Source organism: Mesorhizobium silamurunense (genome assembly GCF_014843825.1).
Taxonomy (GTDB): Bacteria; Pseudomonadota; Alphaproteobacteria; order Rhizobiales; family Rhizobiaceae; genus Mesorhizobium; species Mesorhizobium silamurunense.
Genome location: NZ_JHQR01000100.1, coordinates 12951 through 28318, shown reverse-complemented (window position 1 = coordinate 28318; position 15368 = coordinate 12951). Strand labels below are relative to the sequence as shown.

Below are 15368 nucleotides of genomic sequence, written 5' to 3'. Positions count from 1 at the left end.
CGCAGTGGCGCGCCGGCGCGACGTCGACGCCGTGCGGCGGCGGCTGACCGGCGAGGCGGCTCGGGACCACCTGCAGCTGATTGCCGAAGAGGCGGAGGCACGCATGACGAATGAGGATTTGCCCGACGAGCGGCTCAGACTGATGTTTGCCTGCGCCCATCCGGCAATCGAACCCGGCGTGCGCGCCCCACTGATCCTGCAGACTGTGCTGGGCTTCGACGCGGCGACCATCGCCTCGGCCTTCCTCGTTTCGCCGGCGACGATGGGCCAGCGCCTCGTGCGCGCCAAGAACCGCATCCGCGAGACCGGCATCCCCTTCCGGGTGCCGGAGCGGGCCGAGCTCGGTGAAAGGCTCGGCGCCGTGCTGGAAGCGATCTACGCCACCTTTGCCGAGGGCTGGTCAGATCCGGCCGGCACAGAGACGCGACGGCGCAACCTGGCCACGGAAGGCATCTGGCTCGGCCGGCTGGTCGCGTCGCTGATCCCGGACGAACCGGAAACGCTCGGGCTTCTGGCGCTGATGCTTTTCGCCGAAGCCCGGCGTGCGGCGCGGCGCAGCCCCGAAGGCGATTTCGTGCCGCTTGCAGAACAGGACATCGCGCTCTGGGACGACACGCTGATCGACGAGGCGGAAACGCTGCTCAGGCGCGCCGCGGCCAGAGGAATCATCGGCCGATACCAATTGGAGGCCGCGGTGCAGTCGGCGCATACGGCGCGTCGGCGGACCGGCCGCACCGACTGGTCGGCGATCCGCCAGCTTTACGATGCGCTGATGGCGATTGCCGGTTCGCCGGTGGTGGCGATCAACCGCGCGGTGGCGATCGCCGGAGCCGAGGGGGCGGTAGAGGGCCTAGCCGCGCTCGACGGGGTCGGCGGCGACAAGCGGCTTGCCGAGTACCAGCCCTATTGGGCGGCTCGGGCCGAGCTGTTGGTCAGGCTCGGCAGATCGGCCGAGGCCGCCGAAGCGTACGACCAGGCCGTCGGCCTCGAGCGCGATCCGGCCTTGCGCCGTTTCCTGCAGGCCGAACGGGGGAAGCTCGTGCGGAACTGAGGCGAATCCCCCCTCGAGGGGAGAGCAGACTAAGCCCCCAGCCCGTCGAACAGGATCGTCGAGAGATAGCGTTCGGCGAAGGAAGGGATCACCACGACGAGGTTCTTGCCCTTGTTTTCCGGCCGCGAGCCGACGACGATCGCCGCCTGGAGTGCCGCGCCCGACGAGATGCCGACCGGCACGCCTTCAAGACGGGCGACGAGACGGGCATTGGCGACCGAATCCTCGTTCGAGACCCTGACGATCTCATCATAGATCGAGGTGTCGAGGATTTTTGGCGCGAAGCCGGCGCCGATGCCCTGGATCTTGTGCGGACCGGGCTGGCCGCCGGAGAGCACCGGCGAGGCCTCCGGCTCGACCGCCACGACATGCAGCGAGGGCTTGCGCTTCTTCAGCACCTGGCCGACACCAGTGATGGTGCCGCCGGTGCCGATGCCGGCGACGAAGATGTCGACATCGCCATTGGTGTCGTTCCAGATCTCCTCCGCCGTGGTGCGGCGATGGATCTCCGGATTGGCCGGGTTCTCGAACTGCTGCGGGATGATGGCGTTGGGGAGCGTCGCGGCGAGCTCGTCGGCCTTGGCGATGGCACCCTTCATGCCCTTCGGCCCTTCGGTCAGCACCAATTCGGCGCCGAGCAGCGCCAGCATCTTGCGGCGCTCGACCGACATGGTTTCAGGCATGGTGAGGATCAGCTTGTAGCCCTTGGCGGCGGCGGCGAAGGCCAGCGCGATGCCGGTGTTGCCCGAGGTCGGCTCGATCAGCGTGGTCTTGCCGGGCGAAATCTTGCCGGCCTCCTCCAGCGCCTCGATCATCGCGACGCCGATGCGGTCCTTGACCGAGGCGATCGGATTGAAGAATTCGAGCTTGGCCAGCACATTGGCGACGATGCCCTTCTCCCTGGCGAACTTGTCCAGCCGCACCAGTGGCGTGTCTCCGATCGTCTCGGTGATCGAGTTGAAGATGCGGCCGCGGCCGGGGACGCGCGCGGAAGTGACGGGCTTGTTCATTGGTTTCGCTCCCAAGGCAATGGCATAGGCAGACAGAATAGGACTTTCAGCCGCGCAAGATAGGCTGGTAGCCGAAAATATCCGAGTGGGGCGGTTGCTGAAAACCACCCCGCGCCGGAAATGCATTTTCCGGATCGGCCCGTTTTCGGAATGGCTTGGCCGAAATGGGGACCGGTTGAGATTGCAGCCTATTGACGCGCGGCGATCGCCGCGGCTGCGCCCATCATGAAGCCGGCGGCGGTGCGGTTCAGAACTTTCAGCGCGCGCGGCGACTTCAGGAACCAGCGCGCCTTGGCGGCCAGCGCCAGATAGGGCACCAGCACGACGAAGAGCACAACGACGGTGAGCGCCACCAGGATGCCGTAGTCGGCCAGCGTGATCGTCTTGAGGTCGACGATGGTCGGCGTGATGGCAAGATAGAAGATCATCGTCTTGGGGTTGCCGAGCGTCACGGTCAGCCCGGCGATGAAGCTCGCCACGAAGCCACCCTTGCCCTTCCGCGCCTCGATGTTCTCCGGCGAGATGCCGCTGGTCCAGAAGCGCCAGGCAAGGAAAGCGAGATAGGCGACGCCGGCCCATTTGATGGCCAGGAAGACCATGCCGAAGGTCTGCGCGACGAAGGCGAGGCCGAGCACGACGGCGGTAAGATAGGTTATGTCGCCGAGCATCAGGCCGAAAGACATGGCCAGCGACGAGCGGAAGCCGGAGCCGAGCGCGCGGGCGACAAGCGCCGTGACGCCGGGGCCCGGAATGGCGGCGGCAACGCCGAGGGCGGCGCTGTAGGCAAGAAATCCTGTCAGTGTCATGGTTCGAGACCTAGCGCTATCCCGCAACCGGGATCCAGAGCGGCGGCCTCTTACCACGGCGCCGGGACGGCGTTAATTCCCTTGCAGCAGGATTCCGTTGCACCAGCGCCGCTTCAGGACCGGCCATCGCCATGCGTGACGCGCCAGATGGTGCCGTTGCCGTCCTCGGTCAGGATCAGCGCGCCGTCCTTCGCCACCGCCACGCCCACCGGCCGGCCCCAGACCGCGTCGTCGGCAATGACGAAGCCAGTGGCGAAATCCTCATACTCTCCGGTCGGCTTGCCGTCCTTGAATTTCAGCCGCACCACCTTGTAGCCGGTGCGGACATTGCGGTTCCATGAGCCGTGCAGGGTGACGAAGGCATCGCCCTTGTAGTCGGCAGGGAAGTTGCCGCCTTCGTAGAAGGCGATATTGAGCGGCGCCGAATGCGCCTGCATCAGCACGTCCGGCACCGTGACCTTGCCGGCAAGGTCGGGCCGCGCGCCCTTGTGACGCGGATCCTCGTTGTCGCCGATATAGTACCAGGGCCAGCCATAGAAGGCGCCGTCCTTGACGGTGGTGGCATATTCGAAAGGCACGTTGTCGCCGAGTTCGTCGCGCTCGTTGACGACGCACCAGAGCGCGCCGGTCGCCGGCTGCACGGTCATGCCCGAGCAGTTGCGCAGGCCGGTGGCGACCATCCTGCGGTTCTTGCCGTCGGGGTCGAAAGCGAGCACGTCGGCGCGGCCTTCCTCCGCGCCCCAGGCAGCGCCGAGCGGCTCGGACCGCGCCCATTCCTCGACACCGCCCTTCGGGCTCGCGCCCATATCCTCGGCGGTGTTGGAACCCGAGCCGACCGACAGATAGAGCGTCTTGCCATCGGGCGAGAAGGCGATGTCGCGCGTCCAGTGGTGGCTTGAGGGGATGTCGGAGACGATCGTTTCTGGCCTGCCCGACGCTTGCATGTCGCCATCGCGATAGGGGAAGCGCACGACGCTGTTGCTGTTGGCGACATAGACCCATTGCGGCTTGTCGCCCGGCGGATAGAAGGCAATGCCGTAGGGCTGGGTGAGGCCCTTGGCGAAGACGGCTTTCTCGGCGGGCTTCGCGCTGCCTTCCGCCAGCCGATAGACCCTGACTCGATTGGCCTCGCTGTCGGCGACGAAGAGGTCGCCGTTCGGCGCCACGCGCACGACACGCGGATTGTCGATGCCGGAAGCGATGAGTTCGACAGAGAAGCCGGCCGGCACGGCGGGCTTGGCATCCGCAGGGCGGTCGGCGAGGCCGGCGCTATTCGAGGCGGATTCGGCGACATTTGGCTGCGGGAGATCGTCCGGCTTGATGAGACGCCGCAGGCCGGGCCGGTCAACCTTCCAATCGCCGAAGGCCTTTGCGCCGGTGAGCAAAGGCTGGTCGGACTGCTGCGCGAAGGCGCCGGTGGCCTGGAGAAGGGTAAGGGCCGCAAGGCCGGCGATCCGTATCATGCTGTGCTCCGTCTATGGCCGACGCGCCTTGTCACGATCGGCGCGACCAGACAGCAGATATCGGGCAGGCGTCCCCAAAGAGAAGCGCGGGCACGCAGATTTGACGGAAATTACCGGCAGATCAGCTCTCTTCGACGTCGAGATCGTCGTCGAGCTGCTTTTCCAGCGCGACCAGGTCGGCCGGCAGCGGCAGGCCCATGGCGCGCATTTCCCTGAGCTTCTCGCGCAGCTGCTCCTGCACCTCGTGCTCGTCCTCAGGCTGGTTCACCATCTCCTCGAGCAACAGGCTGATCTGGGCCTTGAGCGATTCCAGCGCCATTTCCACCCTCCTTGCGGCGACCCCGCCCGCTCCCGGTCAGCTCAGCATGCGCGAAATCAATTGGGCCGTATAGTCGACCATCGGTACGATGCGGGCATAGTTCAACCGCGTCGGGCCGATGACGCCGAGCGCGCCGACGACGCGCGCGTCCTTGTCGCGATAGGGCGCGACCACGAGCGACGAGCCGGACAGCGAGAACAGCTTGTTCTCCGAGCCGATGAAGATGCGCACGCCGGAACCTTGCTCGGCGAGGTCGAGAAGCTGCAGCAGCCCGTCCTGCGTTTCCAGATCCTCGAACAGATGGCGCAGCAATTCGAGGTCCGCCTGGGCGGTGACGTTCTCCAGAAGGTTGGCGCGGCCGCGCACGATAAGGCGCGCCGGCAGGCCGCTTTCGGCCCCGGCCCAGACTGCGAGGCCCTTCTCGACCAGGTCCTGCGACAGCGTGTCGAGGGCCGCCCTGGTCTCGTCCTTGATCCGGGCGATCTCGATCCGCGCCTCCGCGAGCGTGCGGCCGCGGATATGGGCATTGAGGAAGTTCGAGGCCTCGTGCAGCTGGGAAACGGTGATGCCGGCCGGCAGGTCGACCACCCGGTTCTCGACATCGCCGCCCTGCGACACCAGGACGGCGAGCGCCTTGGTGGGTTCGAGCTGGATGAACTCGATGTGCTTGAGCGCCACCTCGTTCTTGGCGGCGAGCACCAGGCCGGCGCCGCGAGACATGCCCGACAGCATCTGGCTGGCCTCGGTCAGCATGTGTTCCAGCGTGGCGCCCGAGCCCGAGGCGCGCACCTGCGCCTCGATGACGCGGCGCTCCTCGTCGGACAGATCGCCAAGCTCCATGAAGGCGTCGACGAAGAAGCGCAGCCCGGTCTGGGTCGGCAGGCGGCCGGCCGAGATGTGCGGCGCGTAGATCAGGCCGAGATGCTCGAGATCGCTCATCACGTTGCGGATGGTGGCCGGCGACAGCGACGAGGGCAGGATGCGCGACAGGCTGCGCGAGCCGACCGGCTCGCCGTCGCGCAGATAGGAATCGACGATCCGCCGGAAAATATCGCGCGAGCGCATGTCGAGCGACTGAAGCACGGGCGGCTGCGACGCGGGATCGACTGCCTTGTTCATTCCGGCGAAAACCTCCTACCGAAAGATATAGACTTAGCCGCTCCGGGTGCAACGGCCCATTTTCCTTTGCGCCATGCGCCGCATGCGTCTACAAGCCGCCGACGAATCCGAGAAAAGAACAGAAAGAGCCTTGATGCGCCCCTCCAAACGCCAAGCCGATGAAATGCGCGCCATCTCCTTCGAGCGCGGCGTCTCCAAGCATGCCGAGGGCTCGTGCCTGGTGAAGTTCGGCGATACGCATGTGCTGTGCACGGCGAGCCTGGAGGAAAAGGTGCCTGCCTGGATGCGCAATTCCGGCAAGGGCTGGGTGACGGCGGAATACGGCATGCTGCCGCGCTCGACCGGCGAGCGCATGCGGCGCGAGGCCTCCGCCGGCAAGCAGGGCGGCCGCACGCTGGAGATCCAGCGGCTGATCGGCCGGAGCCTGCGCGCCGTGGTCGACCTGCAGGCGCTGGGCGAACAGCAGATCACCGTCGACTGCGATGTCATCCAGGCCGATGGCGGCACCCGCACGGCCTCGATCACCGGCGGCTGGGTGGCGCTCTACGACTGCCTGCGCTGGATGGAAGCCCGCCAGATGGCGAGCGTCTCCAAGGTGCTGAAGGACCATGTGGCGGCGATTTCCTGCGGCATCCATGACGGCCAGCCGGTCATCGATCTCGACTATCTCGAGGACTCCTCGGCCGGCACCGACGCCAATTTCGTCATGACCGGCAAGGGCGGCATCGTCGAGATCCAGGGCACAGCGGAGGGCGAGCCGTTTTCCGAGGAGCAGTTTTCCGCGCTGATGACGCTCGCCAAGAAGGGCATTTCGCGGCTGGTGAGCTTGCAGCAGATGGCGGTGGCGTAGTTTCCAAATGCCGAGCCAAGGCACCCCCCTCTGGCCTACCGGCCATCTCCCCCTCAAGGGGGGAGATCAGATAGCGTCTCGGCCTTCGCCAATCACCAACGCCGCAAGAGGGATGCCGGCGCAGCCACAGCCAATCTCCCCCCTTGAGGGGGAGATGCCCCGCAGGGCAGAGGGGGGCGCCTCGTGACACCGTCCGCGATCTTAGAATCGGCACTCTACGTCACTGACTTGCAAGCCGCGGAGGTGTTCTACCGCGACATCATCGGACTCGAAGCGCTGGGCAAGGTCGAGGGTAGGCATGTGTTTTTTCGCTGCGGCAGCGGCGTGCTGCTTCTCTTCAACGCCGAAGCGACCAAAATTCCGCCGTCGCCGGACGCCCGGCTGAAGGTGCCGCCGCACGGCACGGCCGGCGAAGGTCATCTCTGCTTCACGGCAAGCGCCGACGAGATTGCCCAGTGGCGCAAGCATCTGGCGGCCAAGAACGTCGCCATCGAAAGCGATTTCGAATGGCCGCAGGGCGGACATTCGATCTATATCCGCGACCCGTCGGGCAATTCGATCGAGTTCGCCGAGCCAAGGATCTGGGGCCTCTGATGCATTCGCCACTTTTTCATTCCTTTGGGGGACAAAAGATCGTCGTCGCCAGCCACAATGAAGGCAAGCTGCGCGAGTTCGCCGACCTGATGGCGCCGTTCGGCTTCGAGGCGAAATCGGCCAAGGAATACGGCCTGCCGGAACCGGACGAGACCGGCACGACCTTCGAGGAAAATGCCTATATCAAGGCATATGCCGCGGCCAAGGCGACCGGTCTGCCGGCGCTTTCGGACGATTCCGGCCTCTGCGTCGACGCGCTCGACGGCGCGCCGGGCGTCTACACCGCCAACTGGGCCGAGACGCCGGATGGCACACGCGATTTCGGCATGGCCATGCAGCGCACCGAAGTGGCGCTGCAGGAGGTCGGGGCGACCGAGCCGGCGCAACGCACCGGCCGCTTCGTCGCCGTCATTTGTCTCGCCTTTCCCGACGGCGAGGCGGAATATTATCGCGGCGAGGCCGAAGGCACGCTGGTATGGCCGCCGCGCGGCACGCTTGGTTTCGGCTACGATCCGGTATTCCTGCCGAACGGTTTCGACAAGACTTTCGGCGAGATGAGCGCTCAGCAAAAGCATGGTTGGAAGCCCGGTCAGGCAACCGCCCTTTCGCACCGCGCCCGCGCTTTCCAGAAATTCGCCCAAGCCCGCTTGGATTTGGCACGGCTCGGTTCGGAATGATCGGGACCGGCCATACCATGCCGCTCGACCGCAGCCCCGGCTTCGGCGTCTATATCCATTGGCCGTTCTGCGCGGCCAAATGCCCTTACTGCGACTTCAACAGCCATGTCCGCCACCAGCCGGTCGACCAGGAGCGTTTTGCACGCGCCTTCGAGACGGAGCTCAAGACCATGCGCGCCCGCACCGGGCCGCGCGAGGTGACCAGCATCTTTCTCGGCGGCGGCACGCCGTCGCTGATGAAGCCGGAAACCGTGTCGGCGGTGCTGGAGGCGGTGGCCAAGAACTGGACGGTGCCCGCCGGCATCGAGGTGACGCTGGAGGCAAACCCCTCCTCGGTCGAAGCCGAGCGCTTCCGCGGCTACCGGGCTGCCGGCGTCAACCGCGTCTCGCTCGGCGTGCAGGCGCTGAACGACAGGGATCTGCGCTTCCTCGGCCGGCTGCACAATGTCGAAGAGGCGCTGCTTGCAATCGGGCTGGCGCGCGAAATCTTCCCGCGGCTTTCCTTCGACCTGATCTATGCAAGGCCGGGCCAGACGCCGGAGGCCTGGCGGGCGGAGCTCGAACAGGCGATCGGCCACGCCGCCGACCACCTTTCGCTCTACCAGCTCACCATCGAGGAAGGCACGCCCTTCCATACCCTGCACGCGGCGCGGAAATTCATCCTTCCCGACAACGATCATGCCGCCGATCTCTATGCGTTGACGCAGGAGGTGACTGCGGCACATGGGCTGCCCGCGTATGAGATCTCGAACCACGCGCGGCCGGGCGCCGAGAGCCGGCACAATCTGACCTATTGGCGCTACGGCGAATATGTCGGCGTGGGGCCGGGCGCGCATGGCCGCTTCGTCGAGAACGGCCGCCGCACCGTGACCGTCGCGGAAAAGATGCCGGAGACGTGGCTCAACCTGGTCGAGGCCAAAGGGCACGGCGTCACCGGCGGCGAGGTGCTGACACGCTCGGAAGAGGCCGACGAATTCCTGCTGATGGGCCTACGGCTTGCCGAAGGCATCGACCTTCAGCGCTACGAGACGCTCTCGGGACGTGGTCTTTCGAGTGCCAGGCTGGCGGTGCTGCAGGAGGAAGGGCTGGTGGCGCCGGTCGGCAACGCCCGTCTGCGCGCCACCACTGCGGGGATGATCGTGCTCGATGCAGTGGTGGCGGATTTGGCGCGGTAAACGCAGCGGCCAACTGATTTATCGGTCTATGCGGGTATGTGAGATGTTCGGTTCGCTTAACCGAATGCCGTTGCGGTGCATCCAATAGGATCTGCCATGAAGTTCCCGATCCATGAGACGCTGCACGGATGATGTTTTCGAGTTTGGGTTGGGCGAGATTTCGAAGTCCCGAGAGTACGACGATTTCTATGAAACAGAAATCGTGTTCAGCAGAAACAAAAAGTCAAAGAAGCACAGATCATCGGGTCTAAGCAAGTTCGACGTTGTGCGCAGGTTTATGACCTATGTTGGGATAAATTTAAGAGCAATCGCAAAAAACGATTTGATAGAATTTGACCTGAACGGACTTACCCAGGATCAGTACATACCGCTGACAAAAACGATACGAGATATCTTCGATGAGTAACCGTACCCGCCACGACCGGCGGAGCGCCAGCAACCGTTGAAAAACGCCCTCTTCGTCTGCAGCCAGAACCGTCTGCGCAGTCCGACCGCCGAGCAGGTGTTCTCCAAACAGCGCGATATCGAGGTCGAATCGGCCGGCACCAATCACGACGCCGAAAACCCACTGACGCCTGAACTCGTCGCCTGGGCCGACATCATCTTCGTGATGGAGAAGGCCCATCGCGCCAAGCTGCAGAAGAAGTTCCGGTCGAGCCTGAAGCGGGCCAGGGTGATCTGCCTCGACATCCCCGACGACTACGAGTTCATGGATCCGGAGCTGGTGCGGCTGCTCGAGGCGAAGGTGCCGCGATACCTTTAGGCGTCGTGCTTCTGGCGGTGCTTGCCGCGGGTCTTTTCCGTGTGCGCTTCGCCGGAGCGGACCGGCTTCGTGTCGGCCTTGTCGCGGCGGGCGCCGGGCTGGGCGGCGATCGGATGTGGGGGTATGCCCTCGCGGGCGGTTTTGCTTTCAAGTCGGCTGATGAAGATATCGAAGCGATTGGGCATCGTCCGGTCCTGCCTCCTCCGGGGAATCAGGGATTAAATCGACCGGCCACGGTTTCGTTCCTCACTGTGGCGAAGGCATGGCGATCCGCTTGCCTCGACTTCACGTTTTGCAACCAGGCGTGCGCCATGCCAAACAGGGTGAATGGAGGGTTATTCTTGACCGGCGAGAAACGCAGCTATCTGATCGGGCAGACCGAGATTCCGGCGCGGCCGCTGGCGCCGGCGCTTTATCTGGTGGCGACGCCGATCGGCAATCTTGCCGACATCACGCTGCGCGCGCTGGAAACGCTGGCTAGTGCCGACATCGTCGCCTGCGAAGACACGCGCGTCTCGCGCGTGTTGCTCGAGCGCTACGGCATCCGACGCCGCACCACGGCCTATCACGAGCACAATGCCGCCGAGGCCGGGCCGAAGCTGATCGAGGCGCTGGCGGCTGGGCAGAGCGTGGCGCTGATCTCGGATGCCGGCACGCCGCTGGTTTCCGATCCCGGCTATCGGCTGGTCGGCGAGGCGCTGGAGCGCGGCGTCCGCGTGGTGCCGGTGCCCGGACCGTCCGCCGCGCTCGCCGCGCTAACAGCCTCCGGGCTGCCGTCCGATGCCTTTCTGTTCGCCGGTTTCTTGCCTGCCAAGGCCGGCCAGCGGCTGACGAAGCTCGAAAGCTTCAAGCAGGTGCCGGCGACGCTGATCTTCTTCGAATCGCCGCGGCGGCTGGCCGAGACGCTTGGCGCGATGGTCGAGGCGCTCGGCGGGGTGCGCAAAGCGGCGATCGGCCGCGAGCTCACCAAGACATTCGAGGAAATGCGAACGGGTACGCTTGGCGAGCTTGCCGATCACTACGCGGCGGCCGATACGCCTAAGGGTGAGATCGTGGTCTGCGTAGGCCCGGCGGAGCCCACGGCGGACCAGCCGGCCGACATCGACAGATTGCTGTTGTCGCTCGCCGCCGAAATGCCGGCCTCCAAGGCGGCAGCGGAAGCGGCGAAAATGACCGGCGGCCAGAAGCAGGCGCTCTATCGGCGGCTGCTAGAGCTTAAGGACAGACCATGATCCCGAAAAGTGGAAACCGGTTTTCGGAAAAGATCATGGTCAAACAAAGAGAAACCCGCGGTGGCTGAGCGCACCGTTGGTCATCGGCGCAAAGCCTATCGGCGCGGCCATCGCGGCGAATGGCTGGCGGCGCTGGCGCTGATGCTGAAGGGTTACCGGATTCTAGCCCGCCGCCATCGCACGAAACTCGGCGAGATCGACGTGATCGCCCGGCGCGGCGACCTCGTGCTGTTCGTCGAGGTCAAGGCGCGCCGGACTTTGATGGAGGCGATGGAAGCGATCGCCCACTCGTCGGAGCGTCGCATCGAGGGCGCGGCCGATCTTTGGTTGTCACGACAGCCGGATTACGGCCGGCTTTCGGTGCGCTTCGACATGGTGGCGGTGCTGCCCTGGCGCTGGCCGGTGCATGTCGAGAACGCGTTTTATGGAAGGAATTGAGAGGCTTACCCTCCCCCTTGTGGGGAGGGTCGGCGAGCAAGCGACGCGAAGCGTCGTTGGCGAGCCGGGGCGGGGGTACGGTACCGAACCCCCCCCCCCCCCCCCCCCCCGGGGGGGCCCCCCCCCCCCCGGGGGCGGGTGGGCGCTCACCCCCAGATCATCAGCGCCACCAATCCCACAGCACCCACCACCAAGCGCCACCAGCCGAACAGCGAGTAGCCTTTGCGCGAGACGAAATCGAGCAGGAAGCGCACCACGATCAGGGCGCTGACGAAGGCGGCGACGAAGCCGACGGCGATGATCGGCAGGTCGGCCGAGGTCAGCACGTTGCGGTTCTTGAAGAGATCGAACGCGAAGGCCCCGACCATGGTCGGCATGGCGAGGAAGAAGGAGAACTCCGCCGCCGCGCGCTTGTCGACGCCCAAAAGCAGCGCGCCGACAATGGTCGAGCCGGAGCGCGAGGTGCCGGGAATGAGCGACAGGCACTGGAACAGGCCGATCTGCAGATAGAGCCTGGTCGGGAAGCGCTCGACATCCTGGTAGAACGGCTTCAGCTTCATGCGGTCGACGGCGAGCAGCACGACGCCGCCGATGATCAGCATGATGCAGATCAGCCGCGGCGATTCGAACAGGAAGGTCTTGATGAAATCATGCGCGAGCGCGCCGATGGCCGCAGCCGGCAGGAAGGCGATCAGGATGCCGATGACGAAATGGCGGGTCCGCCGATCATAAGGCAGTTCGAGCAGCATCTTCCAAAGGCGGCGGAAATAGACGCTCAGGATCGCGAGAATCGCGCCGAGCTGGATCAGGATCTCGAAGGCCTTGCCGGTCGAGTGGAAGCCGAGGAAATGGCCGGCGAGCAGGATATGACCGGTCGAAGACACCGGGATGAATTCGGTCAGGCCCTCCAGCAGCCCAAGCAGCAGCGCTTCGACAATAGTCTGGCTTTCCATGGCAACCTCAGGATTTCGGGGACGACTGGAGACAACGGCTTGCTTGTCACGGCGCGGAAGTCCCCCTATAGGTCGCAGCACCGTGACGGCCGCATGACGGGCCGCCAAGACTTACCGGCGCCGGTAACGATTCGCCAGTGCGCCCTATCATCGCGGAACCATGCTGACGCTTTTCCACCACCCGATGTTCGCCACCTGCCGGTTCGTGCGCCTCGCCTTCGGCGAGTATGGCGAGGAACTGGCGCTGATCGAGGAGAAGCCCTGGACGCGGCGCAAGGAGTTTCTGGCGCTGAATCCGGCCGGCACGCTGCCGATCCTGCTTGCAGAGGGCGACGTGCCGATCGTCGGCGCCATGGTGATCGCCGAATATCTCGACGAGACGCGCGGGGTGTTGAAGCGCGACAGGCGGCTGTTTGCCGAAGACCCGATGCAGCGCGCCGAAATCCGCCGTCTGACCGATTGGTATCTCAGCAAGGCCGACAGCGAGGTCACCCGCCATCTGGTGCGCGAGCGCGTGCTGAAGCCGGTCATGCCGGAGACGGCGGGCGGCGGCTCGCCCGATTCGGCGGCAATCCGCGCCGCGCGCGCCAACATCCGCCAGCACATGAAATACACCAACTGGCTGGCCGGCACGCGCCATTGGCTGGCCGGCAACAAGGTGACCTATGCCGACCTCGCCGCGGCGGCGACGCTTTCGGTGCTCGACTATCTCGGCGAGATCGACTGGCGCGAGCATGCCGCCGCGCGCGAATGGTACACGCGGGTGAAATCACGGCCGTCGTTCCGGCCGCTGCTCACCGACCGGGTGCGCGGCCTGTCGCCGGTATCGCATTATGCGGACCTCGACTTCTGACAAGCTCCGCGCGCTGATCGACGCGGAGGCCCGCCGCGCCGGCTTCGATGCCGTCGCGGTGACCAGGCCTGGCGCGATCCCGCTGGCGCCGGCGCGCCTGGCCGAATTCGTCGCCGACGGTTTCCACGGCTCGATGGAGTGGATCGCCGAGACGATCGGGCGCCGCGCCGAGCCCTCGACGCTGTGGCCGGAGGTGCGCTCGATCGTCGTTCTGGCGATGAACTACGGACCGGACCGCGATCCGCGCGATATCCTCGAAAAGCGGGATCGCGGCGCGATCTCTGTCTATGCGCAAAACCGCGACTATCACGACGTGATGAAGGGCCGGCTGAAGGAGATCGCCGGCAAGATCGTCGCGCGGGCGGGAGGCGACGTCAAAGTCTTCGTCGACACGGCGCCGGTGATGGAAAAGCCGCTTGCCGAAGCCGCCGGGCTCGGCTGGCAGGGCAAGCACACCAATCTGGTGAGCCGCGCGCATGGCTCATGGCTGTTCCTCGGCACCATCTTCACGACGGCCGAGCTCGAGCCGGACAAAGCGGAGATCGACCATTGCGGCTCCTGCCGCGCCTGTCTCGACGTCTGCCCGACCGATGCGTTCCCGGCGCCCTACCGGCTCGATGCGCGGCGCTGCATCTCCTACCTGACCATCGAGAACAAGGGGCCGATCCCGCGCGAATTCCGCGAGAAGATCGGCAACCGCATCTATGGCTGCGACGATTGCCTCGCCGTCTGTCCGTGGAACAAGTTCGCCAGCGTTGCCTCGGAAGCCAAGCTTGCCGCGCGCGACGACCTGCGCGAGCCGCCGCTGTCGGAGCTGTTGCTCCTCGACGACGCGGCGTTCCGCGCTTTCTTTTCGGGCTCGCCGATCAAGCGCATCGGCCGCGACCGTTTTGTCCGCAATGTCCTGATAGCCGCCGGCAATTCCAACGATGCTTCGCTGACGCCGATCGTGCGCGGCCTGCTCGACGAAGGCTCGCCGCTGGTGCGGGGTGCGGCAGTATGGGCGCTATCGCGACTGCTGCCTGAGCGCGATTTTGCCAAGCTCGCTGCATCGGCCTTGGAGACCGAAGGCGACACAACCGTGCGCGACGAATGGCTGTCGGCGCAGCGAAATTCAGCAGAGGTTCCTTGATGGGCGAAAAACACTTCTTCTTCTTCGGCGCCGGCTATTCCGGCAAGGCCTTTGCCCGAGCCAACGGGCAGGGTGCGCCGATCCTGGGCACGACGCGCTCGCCGGAAAAATTCGAGGCGCTGCGGCGGGCGGGCATTGAGCCGCTACGCTTCGATGGTTCGTTGACGTCCGAGATCAGCGACGCGCTTCGGCAAACCACGCATCTCATTGTCTCGGTCGCGCCGGACGAGTCCGGCGATCCGGTGCTCAACGCTGCCGGCGAGACCATCCGGGCGAAGATGCCGGCGCTGGAATGGATCGGCTACCTTTCCACCGTCGGCGTCTATGGCGACCATGGCGGCGCCTGGGTGGACGAGAGCGCCGACTGCAAACCGGTGTCGAAGCGCTCGGTGATGCGGGTGGCGGCCGAACAGGAATGGCTGAAGCTCGGCCGCGAGGCCGGCAGGCCGGTGGCGGTCCTGCGGCTTTCCGGCATTTACGGTCCGGGCCGCAACGCGCTGGTCAATCTCGAAGACGGCACCGCGCGGCGGCTGGTCAAGAAGGATCAGGTGTTCAACCGCATCCATTGCGACGACATTGCCGGCGCGCTCCGGCACCTGGCCGATAGGAATCTCGGCGCCATCTTCAACGTTACCGACGACGAACCGGCGCCGCCGCAGGACGTCGTCGCCTATGCCGCCGGGCTGATGGGCGTTGAGGCGCCGCCGGAGATTCCGTTCGAGACCGCCCAACTTTCGCCCATGGCGCGTTCTTTCTATGGCGAGAACAAGCGCGTCGCCAACGCGGCGATCAAAGCGGCCGGCTACAGCTTTCGTTTCCCGAATTACCGGGTGGCGTTGGAGCGGATGTGGGCGGACGGCAACTGGCGGGACGGAGAGCCGCGCAGCCCGATGAAGCGCCGGTGATCGAAGCGACGCGCGGGACATGGTATGA

The 15368-nt window shown here is 65.5% G+C and carries 18 protein-coding genes; 11 read left to right on the top strand and 7 right to left on the bottom strand.

The window, feature by feature from the left end:
- Nucleotides 1-1051: RNA polymerase sigma factor (locus DH10_RS12090; RefSeq protein ID WP_192384750.1), on the top strand; the 1051-nt coding region annotated here is incomplete at its 5' end.
- A 29-nt stretch (nt 1052-1080) separates the two neighbouring features.
- Here the strand turns inward: DH10_RS12090 and cysK are convergent.
- The 5 genes from cysK to hrcA all read right to left on the bottom strand — a co-directional run bounded on the left by cysK (nt 1081) and on the right by hrcA (nt 5768).
- On the bottom strand, nt 1081-2061 hold the full coding sequence (cysK, locus tag DH10_RS12085; protein ID WP_192255189.1) for a cysteine synthase A: 981 nt from the start codon (nt 2059-2061) through the stop codon (nt 1081-1083).
- Between the two features lie 188 nt (nt 2062-2249).
- Nucleotides 2250-2867 (bottom strand): LysE family translocator, encoded by a 618-nt coding sequence (locus DH10_RS12080; protein WP_192255187.1) that lies wholly within the window; start codon nt 2865-2867, stop codon nt 2250-2252.
- A 113-nt stretch (nt 2868-2980) separates the two neighbouring features.
- Complete coding sequence (locus tag DH10_RS12075) at nt 2981-4330, bottom strand: PQQ-dependent sugar dehydrogenase (RefSeq protein WP_192255186.1); 1350 nt, start codon at nt 4328-4330, stop codon at nt 2981-2983.
- 121 nt (nt 4331-4451) lie between these two features.
- Nucleotides 4452-4649: a hypothetical protein gene (locus tag DH10_RS12070; RefSeq protein ID WP_192255183.1), complete on the bottom strand. Its 198-nt coding sequence runs from the start codon at nt 4647-4649 to the stop codon at nt 4452-4454.
- 36 nt (nt 4650-4685) lie between these two features.
- Nucleotides 4686-5768 (bottom strand): heat-inducible transcriptional repressor HrcA, encoded by a 1083-nt coding sequence (gene hrcA / locus DH10_RS12065; RefSeq protein ID WP_192255181.1) that lies wholly within the window; start codon nt 5766-5768, stop codon nt 4686-4688.
- A 133-nt stretch (nt 5769-5901) separates the two neighbouring features.
- Here hrcA and rph point away from each other — a divergent pair, with 133 nt between their 5' ends.
- The 5 genes from rph to DH10_RS12040 all read left to right on the top strand — a co-directional run bounded on the left by rph (nt 5902) and on the right by DH10_RS12040 (nt 9827).
- Nucleotides 5902-6618 carry a ribonuclease PH gene (rph, locus tag DH10_RS12060; protein WP_192255179.1) on the top strand — a complete coding sequence of 239 codons (717 nt, stop codon included), beginning with the start codon at nt 5902-5904 and terminating at the stop codon, nt 6616-6618.
- 183 nt (nt 6619-6801) lie between these two features.
- Nucleotides 6802-7212 (top strand): VOC family protein, encoded by a 411-nt coding sequence (locus DH10_RS12055; RefSeq protein WP_192255177.1) that lies wholly within the window; start codon nt 6802-6804, stop codon nt 7210-7212.
- A complete protein-coding gene (gene rdgB / locus DH10_RS12050; protein WP_192255175.1) occupies nt 7212-7889 on the top strand; it encodes an RdgB/HAM1 family non-canonical purine NTP pyrophosphatase in 678 nt (225 codons plus the stop codon). Before DH10_RS12055 ends, rdgB begins: the two co-directional genes overlap by 1 nt.
- Entirely contained in the window at nt 7886-9064 is a 1179-nt protein-coding gene (gene hemW / locus DH10_RS12045; RefSeq protein WP_192255173.1) for a radical SAM family heme chaperone HemW, read from the top strand. The genes rdgB and hemW overlap by 4 nt, the downstream gene beginning before the upstream one ends.
- A gap of 442 nt (nt 9065-9506) precedes the next feature.
- Nucleotides 9507-9827, top strand: a complete 321-nt coding sequence (locus DH10_RS12040; protein WP_192255171.1) for a low molecular weight protein tyrosine phosphatase family protein — start codon at nt 9507-9509, stop codon at nt 9825-9827.
- On the opposite strand, the gene DH10_RS12035 is transcribed toward DH10_RS12040, so the two are convergent.
- Nucleotides 9824-10012 (bottom strand): hypothetical protein, encoded by a 189-nt coding sequence (locus tag DH10_RS12035; protein ID WP_192255169.1) that lies wholly within the window; start codon nt 10010-10012, stop codon nt 9824-9826. The two genes, DH10_RS12040 and DH10_RS12035, sit on opposite strands and share 4 nt — an antisense overlap.
- A 156-nt stretch (nt 10013-10168) precedes the next feature.
- Between DH10_RS12035 and rsmI the strand changes: the two genes are divergently transcribed.
- The gene (rsmI, locus tag DH10_RS12030; RefSeq protein WP_192255167.1) at nt 10169-11059 is read left to right on the top strand and encodes a 16S rRNA (cytidine(1402)-2'-O)-methyltransferase; all 891 of its coding nucleotides are present in this window, start codon (nt 10169-10171) and stop codon (nt 11057-11059) included.
- Between the two features lie 60 nt (nt 11060-11119).
- Nucleotides 11120-11497: a YraN family protein gene (locus DH10_RS12025; protein WP_192255165.1), complete on the top strand. Its 378-nt coding sequence runs from the start codon at nt 11120-11122 to the stop codon at nt 11495-11497.
- 146 nt (nt 11498-11643) lie between these two features.
- Here the strand turns inward: DH10_RS12025 and DH10_RS12020 are convergent, their stop codons facing one another.
- Nucleotides 11644-12450, bottom strand: a complete 807-nt coding sequence (locus DH10_RS12020; RefSeq protein ID WP_192255163.1) for an undecaprenyl-diphosphate phosphatase — start codon at nt 12448-12450, stop codon at nt 11644-11646.
- 160 nt (nt 12451-12610) lie between these two features.
- On the opposite strand from DH10_RS12020, the gene DH10_RS12015 reads away from it, so the two are divergent.
- From DH10_RS12015 to DH10_RS12005, 3 genes are read left to right on the top strand one after another with little or no spacing between them, the layout of a single operon-like run.
- Nucleotides 12611-13303 carry a glutathione S-transferase family protein gene (locus DH10_RS12015; protein ID WP_192255161.1) on the top strand — a complete coding sequence of 231 codons (693 nt, stop codon included), beginning with the start codon at nt 12611-12613 and terminating at the stop codon, nt 13301-13303.
- Nucleotides 13284-14435 carry a tRNA epoxyqueuosine(34) reductase QueG gene (gene queG, locus DH10_RS12010; RefSeq protein WP_192255159.1) on the top strand — a complete coding sequence of 384 codons (1152 nt, stop codon included), beginning with the start codon at nt 13284-13286 and terminating at the stop codon, nt 14433-14435. Before DH10_RS12015 ends, queG begins: the two co-directional genes overlap by 20 nt.
- Complete coding sequence (locus DH10_RS12005; protein WP_192255157.1) at nt 14435-15340, top strand: SDR family oxidoreductase; 906 nt, start codon at nt 14435-14437, stop codon at nt 15338-15340. Before queG ends, DH10_RS12005 begins: the two co-directional genes overlap by 1 nt.
- Nucleotides 15341-15368: the final 28 nt, after the last annotated feature.